A 16,839-nucleotide genomic window follows, 5' to 3' on the forward strand; every position below is an offset into this window, starting at 1 on the left:
ATATAAATCAAGCATATTTAATTCATTTAGTTGATATTCCTGCTATAATGGGGCCTCTAGGAGGTAGAGTTAATGCATAACAAAAATAGTTTTACCAATTTACCACAACACCTGTTGCGTGCCAACCCAACACAAGAGTTGTTAAAACGAGTTCAACAAGTAACTAATTTTGTTCCCAAAGTTTGGCAAAAATTATGTGATAAAAACTATACTTGGACAAAAACTGGTTTGCAGCAAGTACAACACCTGTTACTGGTATGTGCTAAACACAGTAAACACGTACAAAAGCAACTAACCAGTTTATTGCAACCTGCCAATTCTGAGCTGATTCCTGTTTTCAAAAATCAAAAATTTTTAAAACTACTAGCACATAAAATGAAACTTTCACCGCATACTATTCAAACGATTACCTCTTTACTAGATCAATTTGATCAAAAGAATGGTTCATTTTCTTCCGGAACTTTACTGGTTATAGTTCTTTTCATCGCTCTAGGGACACAAGTACCACTTCTTTTTAAGGGAACCTTTAGTGCTAAAAAAGCTTTAATGTCAGTCATTACAATTTTAGATTATGTCATGACCGCTATTGATTTAGCTAAAAATTTTCAAAATAATAAAAATAAATAATTCAAAAACACCTAGCTAATAAACCAGCTAGGTGTTTTTGAGCTTGATTAGAAAAATTAATCAAATTATTACCTCAAGCCCTTTATTAAAACTAACTACCATTTTCTGATAGAATTCTTTCAAAGAAAAATAGAAGACTTTTTTGGATTTAAAATAGTTTGTTCATAGTAATCTATTTACATCATTTTATCTTTAACCAATCTTGAATTTTATTAAACAAAAAAGAAGCTCCCCATTGCTATGAGAGCTTCTTTTCTTATTTCAAAATAATTAAACTATCCTCCTTAAAAATTTCTCTTTTTAATATATTGGTTATGCCCAATTATGTAGTATGCTTTACCATGAATTTTGACTGCATTGCCATAAGTTCTAATCGTCTTATGCTTCTTTAATTGCTTGCCAGCTAAACGCTTACCATCTTTGTTATAAATATGACTAGCTACTTTTAACCGCCGTTTTGTACCAATAACATTCCCACTTGCCACATACTGATTAGGAGCAATTTCTAAAAATTCACGACCGCTCACTACTTTTCTTTGTCCAATGGTAAATCTAGAACCTATCTTAAGAATAACTTGATTAATCCGTTTGCCTTCATCATTGTACACATAAGAATTATGCTTAATCACTGCATTGGCCGTTACACCATCTGCTACTTCTCTATTTGGTCTAGTAATAGATGGGGCAAAGTTAGCGACTTTGACATAGTGATTATTAATTGTCAGGTAATATGCTTTACCATGAATCTTGACAGGATCTCCATAAGTAATAACTGCTGTATTCTTCTTAAGCAATTTAGAACTAATTCGCTTGCCGTAGCGGTTATAAACAAAGGCATTATGAACCAAATTCCGCTTTTGTCCGATAACGTTGTAAATATCAACATATAAGCCATTATCAGTCAAGTAGAAATCATGACCATTAATCTTTTCTGTGCCATAAGTGGCAATGATTGACCCCTTCTTAGCAATTAACAGATTAGCTCGTTTGCCTTCTTTATTATAGAAGTAAGCATTGTGTTTTAAAGTCTTCTCTACGGCATTTGGAATAGGTTTAGGACTAACTTCTGATACTTTACTGTCACCTGGATTTGAGTTTGAACTTGAGTTGCCATTTCCAGCATTAGGGAGAGGAATATTATTTGAACTAGAATTATTATCCTTACCGGTGCCTGGTTGATGATCACCATCAATCTTCGTTATCCCATTAGCTTTGGCATCCTTTACGCCTTGCGCATTCGTTGCTTGATCAATGGCATCTTTGGCAGCTTGGGCATCCTTGTCAACTTGACCTTGTTGCGCTTTCTTAGCCTCATCATCTAGGGTCGGATCTTTTGCTATGTCTTCCTTGATCTTTGTAGCTTCTTGGTCTATCTCAGCTTTAGCTTGGCTCTGTTGATCAGTTAGTGAAGTCTTATTTGGTTGATGATCACCATCAATCTTCGTTATCCCATTAGCTTTGGCATCCTTTACGCCTTGCGCATTCGTTGCTTGATCAATGGCATCTTTGGCAGCTTGGGCATCCTTGTCAACTTGACCTTGTTGCGCTTTCTTAGCCTCATCATCTAGGGTCGGATCTTTTGCTATGTCTTCCTTGATCTTTGTAGCTTCTTGGTCTATCTCAGCTTTAGCTTGGCTCTGTTGATCAGTTAGTGAAGTCTTATTTGGTTGATGATCACCATCAATCTTCGTTATCCCATTAGCTTTGGCATCCTTTACGCCTTGCGCATTCGTTGCTTGATCAATGGCATCTTTGGCAGCTTGGGCATCCTTGTCAACTTGACCTTGTTGCGCTTTCTTAGCCTCATCATCTAGGGTCGGATCTTTTGCTATGTCTTCCTTGATCTTTGTAGCTTCTTGGTCTATCTCAGCTTTAGCTTGGCTCTGTTGCTCTGCTGCGCCAGCATAATAAAAATACACATCAGGATTAATATCAGTAAAAATAACATTCTGAGAATTCTTGCTATCGGTAGTTAAAAAATATTTTTGACCATTGTTGTCAGTTATCTCTTGTTTTGGACTAAATTCCCCACCAAGCAATCCGCTGCATGTTTCTTTTTCGATCTCTTTATTACTACTATCTAGGTAATGAACAGTAACCCAGCCGAAACGAACATAAGTATCCGCTGAAACCGTAGAACTATCAAAGCGAGTACCTGGCTGCCCGGTCACTTCTTCAGGATTATTTAAAGTACCTGAACCTACTCTATGCCAGCTTCCGCTAAGGTCTAAAGTATTATTTTTTCTATTAAAGTTAGAGCCTAACTTTAAGGTATTCAATGTAGTGCAACCATTAAACATGTTGGACATGTCAGTTACTTTTGACGTATCAAAGTGGCTGACATCTAATGAGCTTAAACTTTTACAATCACTAAACATGCTGGACATATTAGTCACGTTTGATGTGTTAAAGCTACTTACATCTAATGTTTTTAAACTTTCACAATCACTAAACATGCTGCCTATCGCGGTTACTTTTGACGTATCAAAGTGGCTGACATCTAATGAGCTTAAACTTTTACAATCACTAAACATGATGGACATATTAGTCACGTTTGATGTGTTAAAGTTACTTGCATCTAATGTTTTTAAACCTTCACATCCCCAAAACATGTTGCCCATATCAGTCACGTTTGACGTATCAAACTTGCTTAAATCTAATGAGGTTAAACTAGAGCAATAATTAAACATGCTGCCCATATCAGTCACGTTTGACGTATCAAACTTGCTTAAATCTAATGAGGTTAAACCTTCACATCCCCAAAACATCTCGCTCATGCTAGTTACTTTTGACGTATCAAAGTGGCTGACATCTAATGAAGTTAAACCATAACATAACCCAAACATGTTGTTCATGTCAGTCACACCTGAAGTATTTAATTTCTCTAGCCCTTCAATTTGAGTTAAAGCTCCTAGGCCACTAAATAAATATGAAGCATTCCCTGTAATTGTTAAATTACCGGTTATTTTTATTTTTTTAAGTTTCGTACTAATGCTACCGATTTGATCACAAGCAGTTGATAAAAGCTCAGGAGCGGTAATAGTACCACCGGAAATGTCTAACTCGTAACCATCATTACCATCGTCAGTTAGCGTCAAAGTTACATTGCTATCTTTTCCTGTCCTATCTTTCCATTTTATTGATGTTGACGAAGCAGCTACCGTTTTTATAGTCTGTTTTGGTTGCGCTGGTTGATTATCATTAACAGGAGGTTGAACTTTTTCATTTGTTTCACTACCTGTCTGATTTGATAAATTATCATCAGCACCACTAGTTGTATTTGCAATTTGATTTAAATTTGCAGTATTAGCCGATTGATCAGCGTTGATCTTGGCGGCTTCCTCCTCGAACGCTGGATATACGTCTATGCTTGGTTTATACGCCTGATCGATGGCAGTTTTAGTTGCGCGTACGATTTGATTTATTTCATCCGCACTTATCGCCTGGTCTATCTGCACTCTAGCGTTCATGTAGACATCTTCAAGAACGCGCAGTTGCTGGTAGCGTTCAGACGCTATCAAGTACCTATCACCGCCGAGTTTACCCATGATCTTATCGTGTTCGTCCTTGAGAGCTTGCAACGCTTGGTTCTTTGCTTGGTCTAGTTTGGTGCCTGCGCTTTTGGCCTCTGGCTCTACTTGATCTACGTTGTCCTTTTGCTTTGGCTTTCCGGTTACGTCATCAATGGCTCGTTTGCCAATGTCCTTATCATCTGCTAATGCATGATAAACATATTTAACTTTTGTTTTACTATTAATAGTAATCTTTGCATCGTTAGCTACTTCTTGACCATCTATTTCCACATGGTCAAATGTATAATCTGGAATTTTTGGAGCTTTAGGAATGGCTACTTCTTCACCGATAGTACCAGTAATCTTTATTGCTTCACTCGGTTCAAGTTTATTGCCGTTTTTATCCTCATATGTTGCCGTAATTGTTGTTCGGGTATCGCTTGCAACATGTATGTTACCAATTGAAACATCTTTATCTACACGCTTGTTGAGGGAAACAGCTGATTCTCTGCTTCTAACATTTACTGTATCTGTAACAGCTTTATAACACGAATCAATCTTTAAAATTTTATTGGCAGTAATTATTTTAATATCTACTAAGGTAGTTGCAGTCTCAACTTTATCTTTAGCTTGGTTGAGCATCGTATCTACGCCAGCAAGCTGTTCTTGCTTTTTAAGATTGTTTAGCTGCTTATCAGTACGAATTTTGTCCCTAATCTTCGCAGCTTCTACTTCTAAACTACTAATAGCATTTTTCTTAGCCTCACTTATTTCTTGATCATCAGCCATCTGATGGCTATCGTGGGCAGAATGTCCTAGCCTTTGGTTAATCGGCGATTGGATTTCTGCAGCCTTTACATTCTGTACAAGTGAGGTGTTACTATAAAATAATCCTCCCAGCATTAAAGTTAATAAAGAATAACTAACTACCCATCCTTTTTTACTTTTATGCATTTTATAATTTGTGTTTTTAACATCTTCGATTAGTTTATGTTTATTCAAAACATGGCCTCTATTCCTATTATAATACACTTATTAAGTATAATTTTCTCACAAATATTAAAATATTTCCACAAAATTATTATATTATAAACATCGTTAAATATAATAAAATAGCAATATTACCAAATAATAATCTGCTCCTTATTTAGGTATTAGCAAAGTTATATAAGCACAGTTATATCATTAAGTTTTTAATAACTATAAAAATATAATTCAATAACGAAAACCATTTAAAACCAAACACCATCTTAGCCTGCCATATCTCAATATTGCTATTTGGATGATTAAAAATAAAAGCAAAAAAACACCTAGCTAATAAACCAGCTAGGTGTTTTTGAGCTTGATTAGAAAAATCAACTACAACATTAATTATTATTTTTAAAACCAACTTTTAAGCGAGTCAGACCATCTTGAACCATTGTTAATGGACAAGCAAAGTTCATCCGTAAAAAGTTCTGCCCATTGCCACGGTAAATGCTACCAGGAGAAACAATTAGTCCGGTTTTTTGACGTAAACTGTCTGCTAACTTATGTGAGTCGCTACTAATTTTAGAGGTATCAAGCCACATTAAATATGTGGCCCTGCCCGAAACAACTTTTATTTGCGGCAATTCATGAGCAAGATAATCTTGAGCATAAGCAAAATTTTTATTGAGTTGCTGCAGTAAAGCCTGGCGCCATTCATGACCCTTTTCATAAGCAGCAATGGTTCCAGGAATTGCCAGCAAGTTTGGTTCGCCTACTTCATCGCTATTTATCCCGCGACTTACTTGAGCATGCAAATTAGCATCGGGTATTATTGCCGTAGCAGCATGTAAGGCAGCAACGTTAAAAGTTTTACTAGGCGAAACCAGTGAAATAACACTAGCTTGTGCAGTCCCTTTAACGGCAAAAGCGGGTGTATAGTCCTGTCCCTGTCTTACTAAATCACCATGAATTTCATCTGATAGCAAAATAACGTGATATTGCTGACAAAGTTCAGCAATGCGTTGTACTTCTGCTCTTGACCAGACTTTACCCGTTGGATTATGCGGATTACAGAAAATCATTAAGGTGGTCAGAGGCTGGGCTAATTTTTCTTCTAGATCTTGCCAGTCAATAGTATACTCAGCACCATCAAATTTTAAGTCGTTACTCAACACATGCCGACCATTATTTTCAATTGAATTGTAAAAAATATTGTAAACCGGTTCCTGCACTACGACATTGTCGCCCACATGCGACACCCGTCGCACAATTGAAGAAATTGCCGGGACAACTCCTGTAGTGAAAATCATCCACTCCGTTCTAGGACGCTGATTGTGTTCTTTTTCATACCAGTCAGCAACGGCCTTAAAATAATCATTTCGTGGCCACTCATAGCCAAAACAGCCCAACGAAATTTTTTCTTTCATCGCTGTCACAATTTCTGGTGCCGTTTTAAAATCCATGTCAGCAATTGACATTGGTAATTCACCGGGGTTTACATCCCACTTAACAGAATCAACTTGTTTACGATCCGGTGCATTGACAAAATCATACTTGATTTCCATTATTTAATCCTCTGGTTTCTGATTTAAATCTGAATGTATAGTCTTAATGCCAATCTTATCACAGATAATCTGCGTTTGACTTGGATCCACCTTAGTTGCATCAATAATTAATTCACCAATTTCTGGTGCAACAATTTTTCCAGAAATGGGATTTTTGACGCTATCAATTTTAGTTACCACCTCAACATCAAGATTTGACACATATTCAAAAGCCAAATCTGTATGAAGTAAACTGCTATTTTTTACTTCAAGCTGGTCGACATAATTCAATCCCTGATTACTTTCAATTTTACAATTGATAAACTTGATATTTTTACAGTTCCATGCCAAATACTCGCCATCGAGGGTAGAATCGTAAACTGTAACATTGTCACAATTCCAAAACGCATCTTTTGAAATTAAGGTAGAATGATGAACCTCAACATTTTTAGCACCGTCAAAAGCATAGTTGCCAATAATACTTACATGGTCAAGGTAAATATTCTCGCTATCTTTACCAAAATAATCACCATTAACCTGGCAATTGGTCATTTTAATATTTTGACAATTCCACATGGTTTCTTCTGCATTAGCAAAGTGCACATGATCTAATACAATGTCAGAAGCTCGCCTAAATAATTTTGGCGCTTGCAGTGCGGAATTAGTAATTTTGATATTTTTGGTATACCAAATTCCACTACGTGCCATCGTTTCAAACGTGGTACTATCAACTTCAACATCGGTATCATACCAAAGAGGATATTTCCACTGAAAAATCGAATCTTTAACAGCAATATGACCTGCTTCTTTAAGTGGTGATTCACCTTGTCCGAAGGTAATTCCAGTCAATTCTGTATCTTTAAGACCATAAAGAATTCGTTCTCCCGTAAAATAATGATTCTTAATACTATTCATTGTTATTCCTTCTATCATGATTTTTGCATATTTTAATTATCATGCAAAAATCACTTAATTCAAAATATCAATTGCATAGTACCAAGTATTACTAAAAGTTATCGTTAAGGATAGGACAATTAGATTTTAAAAAAATTACCTACTTAATTAGGGACTTGTCAAAAAAACTAACTATGATAAATATCATAAATTAGTCACAATTAAAAGCAATCTATATATAGTTACATTTCTTATATAAATGACTTACTAATCTTTATTTAGTCGTTTATTGGTGTTATTTCAATTGTTTTCATAATTTCAAAAACACGTTCTGGCTGCACAAATCCAGTCTTAATTTCCATTGCATTCGCTGTACCAGCAGCTATTGCTAAACAAATAGCATCCTTAAAATCATATTTTTGATCAAGAGCATACAGCAATCCCCCAACTACAGAGTCACCAGATCCCTCTGTATTTACAACAGAAACAGGTCGAAAACTGACTTTATAAAAATCATTTTGTTGCTTAACTAATGCTCCTTTAGCACCTAAGGAAATAATTATATTATCAACTCTACTTAGATCGCTTACTTCAATTTCTCTTTTCAACAAATGACTATCATATGTTACAGGTATTGATAATATTTCAGCTGCTTCGTGTTCATTTGGCTTAATAACATCTGGTAAATTATTACTTGTTAAAACTTCTCTCAAAGCTTGTCCAGAAGTATCCAAAACAATTTTAATTTGAGGATTAAGTTCTCTAATCTTAACAATAATTCTAGAATAAACATTTTCAACTTCTGAAACGGGTAAACTTCCATTTAACGAAATAGCATTCACGTCATTATTTTTAATAAGCGAAGTAAGTTTTTCTAATAATTCATCAAAATAACTTTGTACAAGACAATCTCCATGTTCATTAATCTCTGTTTTTTTTCCATCTTTTGAGATGATCGTATAGCAATTACGAGTATTCCCAATTGCTTTAATAAAATCACAAGTATAATGATCATTTTTTGCTTGATCTAAAATGTATTTCCCATTGGAACCAGCTAAAAAACCAGTTGCAAAAGTTGGCGCCCCCAAGCAGGCAGAGACACGTGCAGCATTGATACCCTTGCCACCAACCATTTTCTTAATTAGATGTACACGATTCAGTCCCCCTACTTTTAGTTCATCTAATCTATATAATCGATCAACTGATGGATTAATTGTAACTGTAATGTCCATTTCTATTCCTATTCCACAATAATCAATAAATTACTTTTGTATATTTCGAATATTTTATAACATCATCTTTTTTGGTTTTAGAATCAGTCACTAAAAAGTCGAATTTATCAAGATCCTGAAAAGTTATAATGTCTGAATGATTAAGCTTAGTATGATCTGCTACAATAATAGATTTTTCAGCATGCTCCATTGCAATGTTCTGAATAGTACCTTCAGGTATCATACTGGTCGTAACATTATTATTGCTAATACCATTCGTAGAGCATATTGCATAGTCAAAATTTAAACCTTCAAAAATATTTTCAGCCTTTACTCCTAGAAATTCTTCAGTATTTCTATGTAATTCACCGCCAGTTAAAAGTAAACGACACTTACTTTTATTAATTTCATTAAAAGCCAACAGGCTATTAGTAACAAAAGTTAAATTCTTCTGCACCAATAAAGGAACTGCCATCAATAAAGTTGTTCCTGCTCCCAAAAAAATTGTTGAATTATTAGCTATTTGCTCTGTCAATAATGTAGCAATTTCTTTTTTTTCCTCAATATTTTTTTGTAACTTCTCATTTGTCGTTGATTCAGTTTGATCGTTACTTTTTGCACCACCATAAATTCTGGTAATTGTCCCCATTTCTTCCAATCGTTTTAAATCACGCCTTATTGTCATTGCAGAAACTTGTAAATTTTCAGCAATATCAACGGTAGTCATAAATCCAGTTTTATGTAAAAGATTGTTTATAGCTGTTAATCTTTTTTCTTGTAAACTCATAAAAATCACTTCTTTTACTTAATATTATCATCACAATGCAAGTATATCAAACAATCTAAAACAATTAAAGTTCGTATATGTTAAACTTTGTTAAATTTAGGTTGACATTGTTCAACTAGCGTATTATATTGAAAACGTATTCAGATTGAAAGGAGGTTAAATTATGTTTTATCAAGATTTAATTGATTTAAATATTTCTGTCAACACAGAAGAACAGTTATTTGACTTGATTGGGTCCCGTACTATTAACTCAGCTTACGCTAACTTAGGATACATATCCAATCTAGAAAAAAGGGAACTATCCTATCCTACTGGATTAAAATTCCCCCAAATTTCTTTAGCTCTACCACACGTTGATCCACAATATGTTAATAAACCATTTATTTATATAGCACGCACTAATAAAGCGCTAAAAGTAAAACAAATGGGAGATAGTTTAGAGATGCAATCTAGCAACTTTTTGTTCTTAGGTTTGAAAAATGGAGAAAAACAACCCGAGCTTTTATCACAAATTATATCTGCTTTTCAAGATGGACACTTTGTAGACAAATTTAAAAGTACAGAGACAGCTAGCGATATGCTTAAACTGTTAGAAGTAAAATTTAAGGAGTTATAAAATGAAAACTATTCTAGTTTGTTGTGGCACTGGAGTTGCCACAAGTCCGCAAGTTTCTAATAAAATAAATGATTTTTTAGCTGAACAGGGATTAGATCAATTAGCAAAGGCAACACCTGAACCAATTGGCGAAGCGAAAACTACTATCGAAAATGATTCAAATGTAATCATATATGTTGGAATAGCTCCTGCCGATGGGGAGCTTCAAGAAGTTCTCGACGCCAACAATGTTGTTGGCATGGTTGGATTGCCATGGTTAACAGGAATGGGGCAAGATGAAGCTAACCAAAAAGTTGCAGACATTGTTAAACAAGCTACTAAGTAAGAATCCATAATTTGGAGGTGATTTTTTATGGACTGGAATTCGATAGTTCAAGGTATTTTGGGAGTCGGAGCTCAAGTATTAATTCCTATCTTAATTATGATTTTGGGATTAATCTTTGGAATGAAACCATCAAAAGCAATACTATCCGGACTTTATTTAGGTACTGGATTTATTGGAATGTCAATGGCTATCAACCAACTCACTGAAACTGTTAGTCCAGCAGCAAAAGCCTTAGCCAAATATACTGGAATTAATCTACCAGCTGTTGATTTTGGATGGACCGGTGCTGCAGCAATAACTTGGAGTTGGACATTGGCTTTCTTATTCTTTGTAGTAGAAATTGCAGTTAATTTAGTTATGCTTCTTACTAAGTTAACTGATACTATGAATGCGGATATGTGGAATGTTTGGGGAATTGCATTAACAGCTTACATTGTTTATCAAATTTCTGGAAGCTTAATTTGGGGATTCATTTGTGGTGCAATTCAAGTAATAATTTGTCTAAAACTAGGTGACATGTGGAGTAAGGAAATTGCCAACATGCTTGGTTACGAAGGAGTAACCGTAACACATATTGAAGCATTTACTGCAATTATAATGTCACCTGTTAACAAGTTAATGGATTACATTCCTGTTTTTAACCGGGAATGGGACGCCACTTCTTTAAAGCGCAAAATAGGTGTATTTAGTGAACCTGTAACTATGGGAGCTATTATTGGCCTAGTTCTTGCACTTGCTGGTCGTTATAGTATTGGTGACGCTCTCAACTTATCTGTTACTGTTGGCGCAGTTATGGCTATTTTTCCTGTCATGGCTAAATTCTTTATGGATGCTTTGACTCCATTTGGTTCAACCATGAGTAATTTTATGAAAAAACATGTCAAAGGTAGAACATTCTCTATTGGCTTAGATTGGCCTATTTTAGGTCAAAGTACAGAGTTATGGGTAACTATGGTGTTAATGATTCCTATTTCTATTATTTATGCTGCAATTTTACCTGGAAATAAAATTTTACCTATTGCTGGCGTTATCAATTATTGTATTGGAGTTGGTGGCTTACTTCTTACTGGCGGTAATCTTTTAAGAATGCTTGTTTTAGGCATTATCTATGAACCTATCTTCCTATATGGAGCTTCTTACTTTGCAAATGTATTTACAAAATTAGCTAAATCAAGCACTTCTATTAAAGTTCCTACTGGTTCACAAGTTTCTTGGAGTTCCATTGAGGCTCCTGAATTAAGGTTTTTAATGGCTTGGGCTGGACGTGGCAATATTTGGGCTATTGTTGGATTAGTAGCACTAATTGCCCTGTTTTGGCTACTCTACCGTAGTTTCAAAAAGAATCCTATTCCAGCTTTAAAATACAGCAAATTAAAGTAGGAGTTTAGCTATGAAGAAAGTATCGAATAAAAAGTTTTTTTGGACATGCTTATCTTTTCTTACTTTTGGTTTATTTAGTCTAGCAATTATTTCAAAAAATTATTGGATAAATATTTTCGTTATTATTTTCGGACTATTAATTAATAAGAAAGGAAGCGATACTTTATTCACTAAAAAAACAAAAATATTTAACAAAAATAATAAACTAGAAAGGAAATAATTTATGAAATATCCAGCAGGAAGAATTCCATTTGAATATGAGCGTGAAGATCTAGCTAAAGTTGTCCGAGAAGTTATGGAACGACGTGATACCAATATAGTAGGTGGCAATATCAGCATCAAAGTTCAAGATGAAACTGGAAAAAACTATTATGTCATGACACCAACAATGATGTCTGAAGCCTATATGGGATACTTGACAGCTGATCAAATTTTAGTTATTGAACCGCACACTCGTAAAGTGATTTCTGGAAATGGCAAAGTTACACGTGAAATTAACATGCATGAAGCAATATATGACACTAATCCTGAAATTAAATGTGTTTTCCACTCTCATGCAGATCAATGTATGTTTTGGGGAACTAGTGGCTTAAATATGCCTAATGTGACAGAAGCAACCCAAAAGTTGAAAGAAATTAGAACATTGGCATGGCACCCAATGTGTACAGAAGACTTAGCACAGTACGTTGCTACTGAAATTAAAAAGCTTGGTTCAAAAGCCTTAAGAAATGGATTTATATTAAATTCACATGGTACACTGTTTACTTCTGGTGGTAAGGATATGGATGCTATAACTGCGCTACACAAATCTCTAGCAGATGTTGACATTACCGAATATAACGCTAAAGTTGCGTACAAACAAACCGTTTTTCAACAAATCGGTGTAATGGATGGTTATTATTCTGAAGGAACTAAAATTGGTACATGGGAAGATGTAAAAGCTGGAAAAGCACTTTATAATAAAAAAATTGCCCAAAATAAAAAGGGCGATTAAAAAGTACCCTTCTCATAAAGTTTGACTACTTTGACAATATAATAAATTAAATTAAATTGCAACTACTAAGTTTAAAAAAACAAAAAATCTGATCAACTGATCAGATTTTTTTGTTTTTATAAATATCTTACTAAAATTCATAGGCTTCTTTGTCTTATTTGAACACCAATTAGATTGTATCTATCAAATTAATGTAGGAGTTAAACTTAATATTACAATTTTCAAAAATATTTTTTTGAAAATTTAGAAAAGTACTTGTCAAAAGTTCTTTAAAGTTCATTCTTCATTATTTACAATCCTCTATTCTTTTTGTTAAGTTAATAAATTCATATATCCCATCGTTTGATTTTTGCATTTTAGAACCTGCTTTTTTAAATCCTGCTCTCTGATAGACTTTAATTGCACGTTTATTAAAGCTAGCCACTGACAGAAGGATCATTTTCCATATCATAAAAATCATACTGTCCACTGTAATGCCATTTTCTAGCAATCTGATCAAGTTGCTATATCGCGCAATCTCTTCTTTTTTCACGTAAGTTAAGAATTTACTTTCGCTTGGCAGTCGTAGCGCAGTAACGATAAAGATAGAGCAAATCTGACTCTGCTGGCACTAAATTATATTTTAATTCATTCTATCTACAAAAGAATCCTATGAACTTTTTATTTTCTAATTAGGAAAAGTTTTTAACTTCATTTTACAGCCTTCAAAATAAAAAATCTTAAAATCATCATAAAAATTTAAAAGAAAATTATTTCTATGTTAGATAATACAGATTTCTAAAAACTTTTTTATAGCTTATGTTTACCATTAAATTGATATTGGTCAAAGTCAACAACTACATCATACTTTTGTAGTTCTTCTGGATCGTAATGATGGATAACTTCAATAAAAGTAAAATTTGAATCAAAAATATATTGATGAATTGCCTTTGACGAAGTTTTATCAAGCGAAGCATTAATTTCATCCAGTAATAAAATTGGGCGATTGGCCAAAATAGCCCGTGCCACCTCAATTCTGGACAATTGGCCACCGGATAGTTGATCCGCATTATCACCTAATTGATAATCAAAGCCTTTTTCTTCAATTAATTGACCTAATTGCAGTCCTTGACACACTTCAAGAACTTTTTCTTTAGCTATATTGGCACCTAAAGTCAGATTAAACCAAAGTGTATCAGAGAAAATAACCGCACTCTGGCTAGAATATGCAAACAACTTAGTAAATGATCCTGCTGCTACTTCCTTCTGATCAAGTATAATTTTCTTCGCGTTGCCATACTTACCATACATCAGAAACTGTAACATGGTAGATTTCCCTGATCCTGAAGGTCCGATGACTGCAATCTTTTGACCAGACTTAATATTAAAATTAATATGTTGTGCTAACACCTTATCCTGGCGCATTAAATCTAGGTCTTGTACTTGCAGTTCATTAAATGCCGGAATATCGGTTTGGTTCTGCTTCACCTTATCTGCTTTTTGTACATACTGCTTTACCTTTTGAACAATTGGCTTTGTAGTAGACAGATTATTTCGTTCCTGCAAAATTTGTAAAATTGGATTTACAAATGAATTAGATAACTGCGTTATTGCAAAAAGGGCTCCTAAAGTAGTCTGGCCTTTAATTACTAATACAACTCCAATTGCAAACGGCAGTAAATAAGTACCAATAATTGCAATCGCGCTAAGACAAGCATTAGTATTATTATTAAGCAAATTCATCTTGGCTAATTTTTCTTCTAATTGATTAACTTTACGCTGGTTTTGTTTAACCGCATTATCCTGCTTATCATACAAGTTAAAGGTAGCAGTACCAGATAACAAATTTTTGGTTTGGCTAACATATTTATCATTAGCATCTGTCCAAGCTTGTGCAGCATTTTGAATAGGTTTTTGAAAAAAGCTGGAGACAATTGTTGGTATAACCGAACCGATAAAAAATATTATTGTGAGCTGCCAATTTAAATACAAAGCATACGTCATAGCAAGTACAACCGTGTATGAATAAACCAAGATTTCTATTTCGGCATTATATCGATTTGTTTCTAAAAGTTTAAAATCATTAGTTAAAAAACCTAGATTAGAAGCATTTTCTTGCTCATCAAAAAGCATGCCCCTCATCACTTTAAGCCTTAACTCAGTATTGACCTGCTTAACAGCATCTGCTTTAAGATAATCAAAAATTAAAGCCGATGCTAAAACTAGCAGTAACATTAGGACAGTTTCACCCATAAAAGTGGGAATGCCGTCAAAATTTTTAGCTGTTGCCATATTAATCAATGTGCCAATGCTATACGCCATAACAATATTTTGCATACTGGAAATTAATCCAAAAATATTTAAGCAAAAAAACTTAAAGTGTGAATAATATTTATATACCATAATTTTCTCCCGAATCTGCTTCAAACTCACTCTTCATGTAATGGAAAACACTTAATCTAAACCCCATAATTAGCACAGATTATTAAACTTTAAGCTAGGCTCTAACGTTCTATCATAGTTAGTCCTAAAAATAAATTAATTGAGGAGTATTAATAATTTTTTTTGCGATTTAAATCTGCTTCCAGACTTATCAATAAACTTACTTTTATATTATGTTTGCTGCTCTAATTTTGTTAATAAAATTATCATATTTAATTTATTTTTTCAAGTATAAACACGAGTAAACTAATAAAGCCCTGATCTTAGCCTGCCTTTGCAGTGCTGCATGATTACGTTTACTGGATCAATTACATTAAAAGAACAAACAAAAATTGTCTGAAAAAAGGCACTAAAAGAGTAAAAAATAGATCAAGTTTTTCCAAAAGGGAATTCTTGGTCTATATTTTTTCCCAGACACTCTTGTTTTTATAAATATCTTACTAAAATTCATTTGATACTTTACTTATATATCGGATGCCGATATACTGATAATAAAAAAGGATCGTGTCAATTTTGAATCCTGAACATATCGTCTTAACAGAAGCCTATTACTACATCCTATTATCATTATTTAAACCATTACATGGCTATGGCATTATGAAGAAAATTGCTGAGCTATCTGACGGCAGAGTCATGCTAGCTGCAGGTACATTGTATGGTGCACTGAGTAAATTAGAGCAAAATCAATGGATTAAAGCCTTGCCCGTAAACAACTTTGATCACAAAAAACAATACGTTATTACTTCCCAAGGAAAAGAAATTGTAATCAATGAACTTAAGCGATTAGAAGAATTGGTAAATAATGGGCACAAAATTATGGAGGATAACTAAATTGGAAAAGAAGAAGTTCCGGCTATTTTTTAGTGACAAACAAGAAGAAACTTGGCTTAATCAAATGGCAGCTGCTGGCTGGCAGTTAACCAAAATTAAGGGGTTACTCTATTATTTTACTAATCAAAAGCCCAAGTATATTTATCGCATTGATTTTCTTGATCCTAAAGCTTCTAAAACGAAACAACAAGATTATATTAATTTTATTGAAGAGACCGGTGCCGAAAAAATTGCTCAAATTGGCCAATGGATCTATTTCCGGCGTCCCGCAGTTCAAGGAGACTTTCAACTTTATTCAGATAATGACTCCAAGTTAAGCTATTTAAAACGCATTCGCAGACAAATATTACTCACAACGCTATTTCCATTACCACTAATTCAAATGCTCATGACTGATATTAGTAATGGCAATAGTGGCTGGGCAAGATACTTTAGCTTAGGTTTCTTTACCTTGTTTGAATTATTTTTTCTACTCAAACTAAGTACTTTGTCGATCCGTATTAAAAAATTAATTGCTAGTTAATTTTTTAATTTATGCCAGTAAATAAAAGCGGCAACCATCATAATCGTTGCCGCTTGTTTTTTATTAAGATACCTAATTTTTTCTAATACTTTTAAAAAGTACAAGCCATTCATAAATAAAGGCAATGATTGCTATTACATAGTCGCATCAATGGAAAGCATTCGTAAAACCAAATACGGAAAGTAGCAAAACTAAAATCAGCAAT

14 protein-coding genes are annotated in these 16,839 nt (G+C 34.0%); 8 read left to right on the forward strand and 6 right to left on the reverse strand.

Translation table 11 applies throughout. The features are described from left to right. Positions 1-72 precede the first annotated feature (72 nt). On the forward strand, positions 73-627 hold the full coding sequence (locus F5ESL0228_RS07795; protein ID WP_122023394.1) for a hypothetical protein: 555 nt from the start codon (positions 73-75) through the stop codon (positions 625-627). A 284-nt stretch (positions 628-911) separates the two neighbouring features. Here the strand turns inward: F5ESL0228_RS07795 and F5ESL0228_RS07800 are convergent, their stop codons facing one another. The 5 genes from F5ESL0228_RS07800 to F5ESL0228_RS07825 form a co-directional block, all read right to left on the reverse strand. Next, positions 912-5,141 carry a BspA family leucine-rich repeat surface protein gene (locus F5ESL0228_RS07800; RefSeq protein ID WP_122023395.1) on the reverse strand — a complete coding sequence of 1,410 codons (4,230 nt, stop codon included), beginning with the start codon at positions 5,139-5,141 and terminating at the stop codon, positions 912-914. 365 nt (positions 5,142-5,506) lie between these two features. After that, complete coding sequence (locus F5ESL0228_RS07810; protein ID WP_122023447.1) at positions 5,507-6,667, reverse strand: MalY/PatB family protein; 1,161 nt, start codon at positions 6,665-6,667, stop codon at positions 5,507-5,509. Positions 6,668-6,676: 9 nt separating this feature from the next. Continuing rightward, positions 6,677-7,567 (reverse strand): DUF3737 family protein, encoded by an 891-nt coding sequence (locus F5ESL0228_RS07815; protein ID WP_122023397.1) that lies wholly within the window; start codon positions 7,565-7,567, stop codon positions 6,677-6,679. Between the two features lie 257 nt (positions 7,568-7,824). Then, a complete protein-coding gene (locus tag F5ESL0228_RS07820) occupies positions 7,825-8,778 on the reverse strand; it encodes a 1-phosphofructokinase family hexose kinase (protein WP_122023398.1) in 954 nt (317 codons plus the stop codon). A gap of 22 nt (positions 8,779-8,800) precedes the next feature. After that, positions 8,801-9,544, reverse strand: a complete 744-nt coding sequence (locus F5ESL0228_RS07825) for a DeoR/GlpR family DNA-binding transcription regulator (protein ID WP_122019320.1) — start codon at positions 9,542-9,544, stop codon at positions 8,801-8,803. 163 nt (positions 9,545-9,707) lie between these two features. Here F5ESL0228_RS07825 and F5ESL0228_RS07830 point away from each other — a divergent pair, with 163 nt between their 5' ends. From F5ESL0228_RS07830 to F5ESL0228_RS07850, 5 genes are read left to right on the forward strand one after another with little or no spacing between them, the layout of a single operon-like run. Further along, complete coding sequence (locus F5ESL0228_RS07830) at positions 9,708-10,160, forward strand: PTS sugar transporter subunit IIA (protein WP_122023399.1); 453 nt, start codon at positions 9,708-9,710, stop codon at positions 10,158-10,160. A gap of 1 nt (position 10,161) precedes the next feature. Beyond that, positions 10,162-10,485, forward strand: coding sequence for a PTS galactitol transporter subunit IIB (locus F5ESL0228_RS07835; protein ID WP_122019326.1), 324 nt, complete (start codon positions 10,162-10,164; stop codon positions 10,483-10,485). 27 nt (positions 10,486-10,512) lie between these two features. Next, a complete protein-coding gene (locus tag F5ESL0228_RS07840; RefSeq protein WP_122019329.1) occupies positions 10,513-11,865 on the forward strand; it encodes a PTS galactitol transporter subunit IIC in 1,353 nt (450 codons plus the stop codon). Positions 11,866-11,875: 10 nt separating this feature from the next. Beyond that, positions 11,876-12,085 (forward strand): hypothetical protein, encoded by a 210-nt coding sequence (locus F5ESL0228_RS07845; RefSeq protein ID WP_122019332.1) that lies wholly within the window; start codon positions 11,876-11,878, stop codon positions 12,083-12,085. Between the two features lie 3 nt (positions 12,086-12,088). Next, positions 12,089-12,859, forward strand: a complete 771-nt coding sequence (locus F5ESL0228_RS07850; RefSeq protein WP_122019336.1) for a class II aldolase/adducin family protein — start codon at positions 12,089-12,091, stop codon at positions 12,857-12,859. 789 nt (positions 12,860-13,648) lie between these two features. Here the strand turns inward: F5ESL0228_RS07850 and F5ESL0228_RS07860 are convergent. Beyond that, entirely contained in the window at positions 13,649-15,241 is a 1,593-nt protein-coding gene (locus F5ESL0228_RS07860; RefSeq protein WP_122023400.1) for an ABC transporter ATP-binding protein, read from the reverse strand. A gap of 552 nt (positions 15,242-15,793) precedes the next feature. On the opposite strand from F5ESL0228_RS07860, the gene F5ESL0228_RS07865 reads away from it, so the two are divergent. Continuing rightward, complete coding sequence (locus F5ESL0228_RS07865; protein ID WP_199688591.1) at positions 15,794-16,111, forward strand: PadR family transcriptional regulator; 318 nt, start codon at positions 15,794-15,796, stop codon at positions 16,109-16,111. A 1-nt stretch (position 16,112) separates the two neighbouring features. Continuing rightward, positions 16,113-16,634 (forward strand): DUF2812 domain-containing protein, encoded by a 522-nt coding sequence (locus F5ESL0228_RS07870; RefSeq protein ID WP_158592506.1) that lies wholly within the window; start codon positions 16,113-16,115, stop codon positions 16,632-16,634. The last annotated feature ends 205 nt before the right edge of the window (positions 16,635-16,839 follow it).

It is taken from the genome of Lactobacillus sp. ESL0228, assembly GCF_003692825.1.
GTDB lineage: Bacteria > Bacillota > Bacilli > Lactobacillales > Lactobacillaceae > Lactobacillus.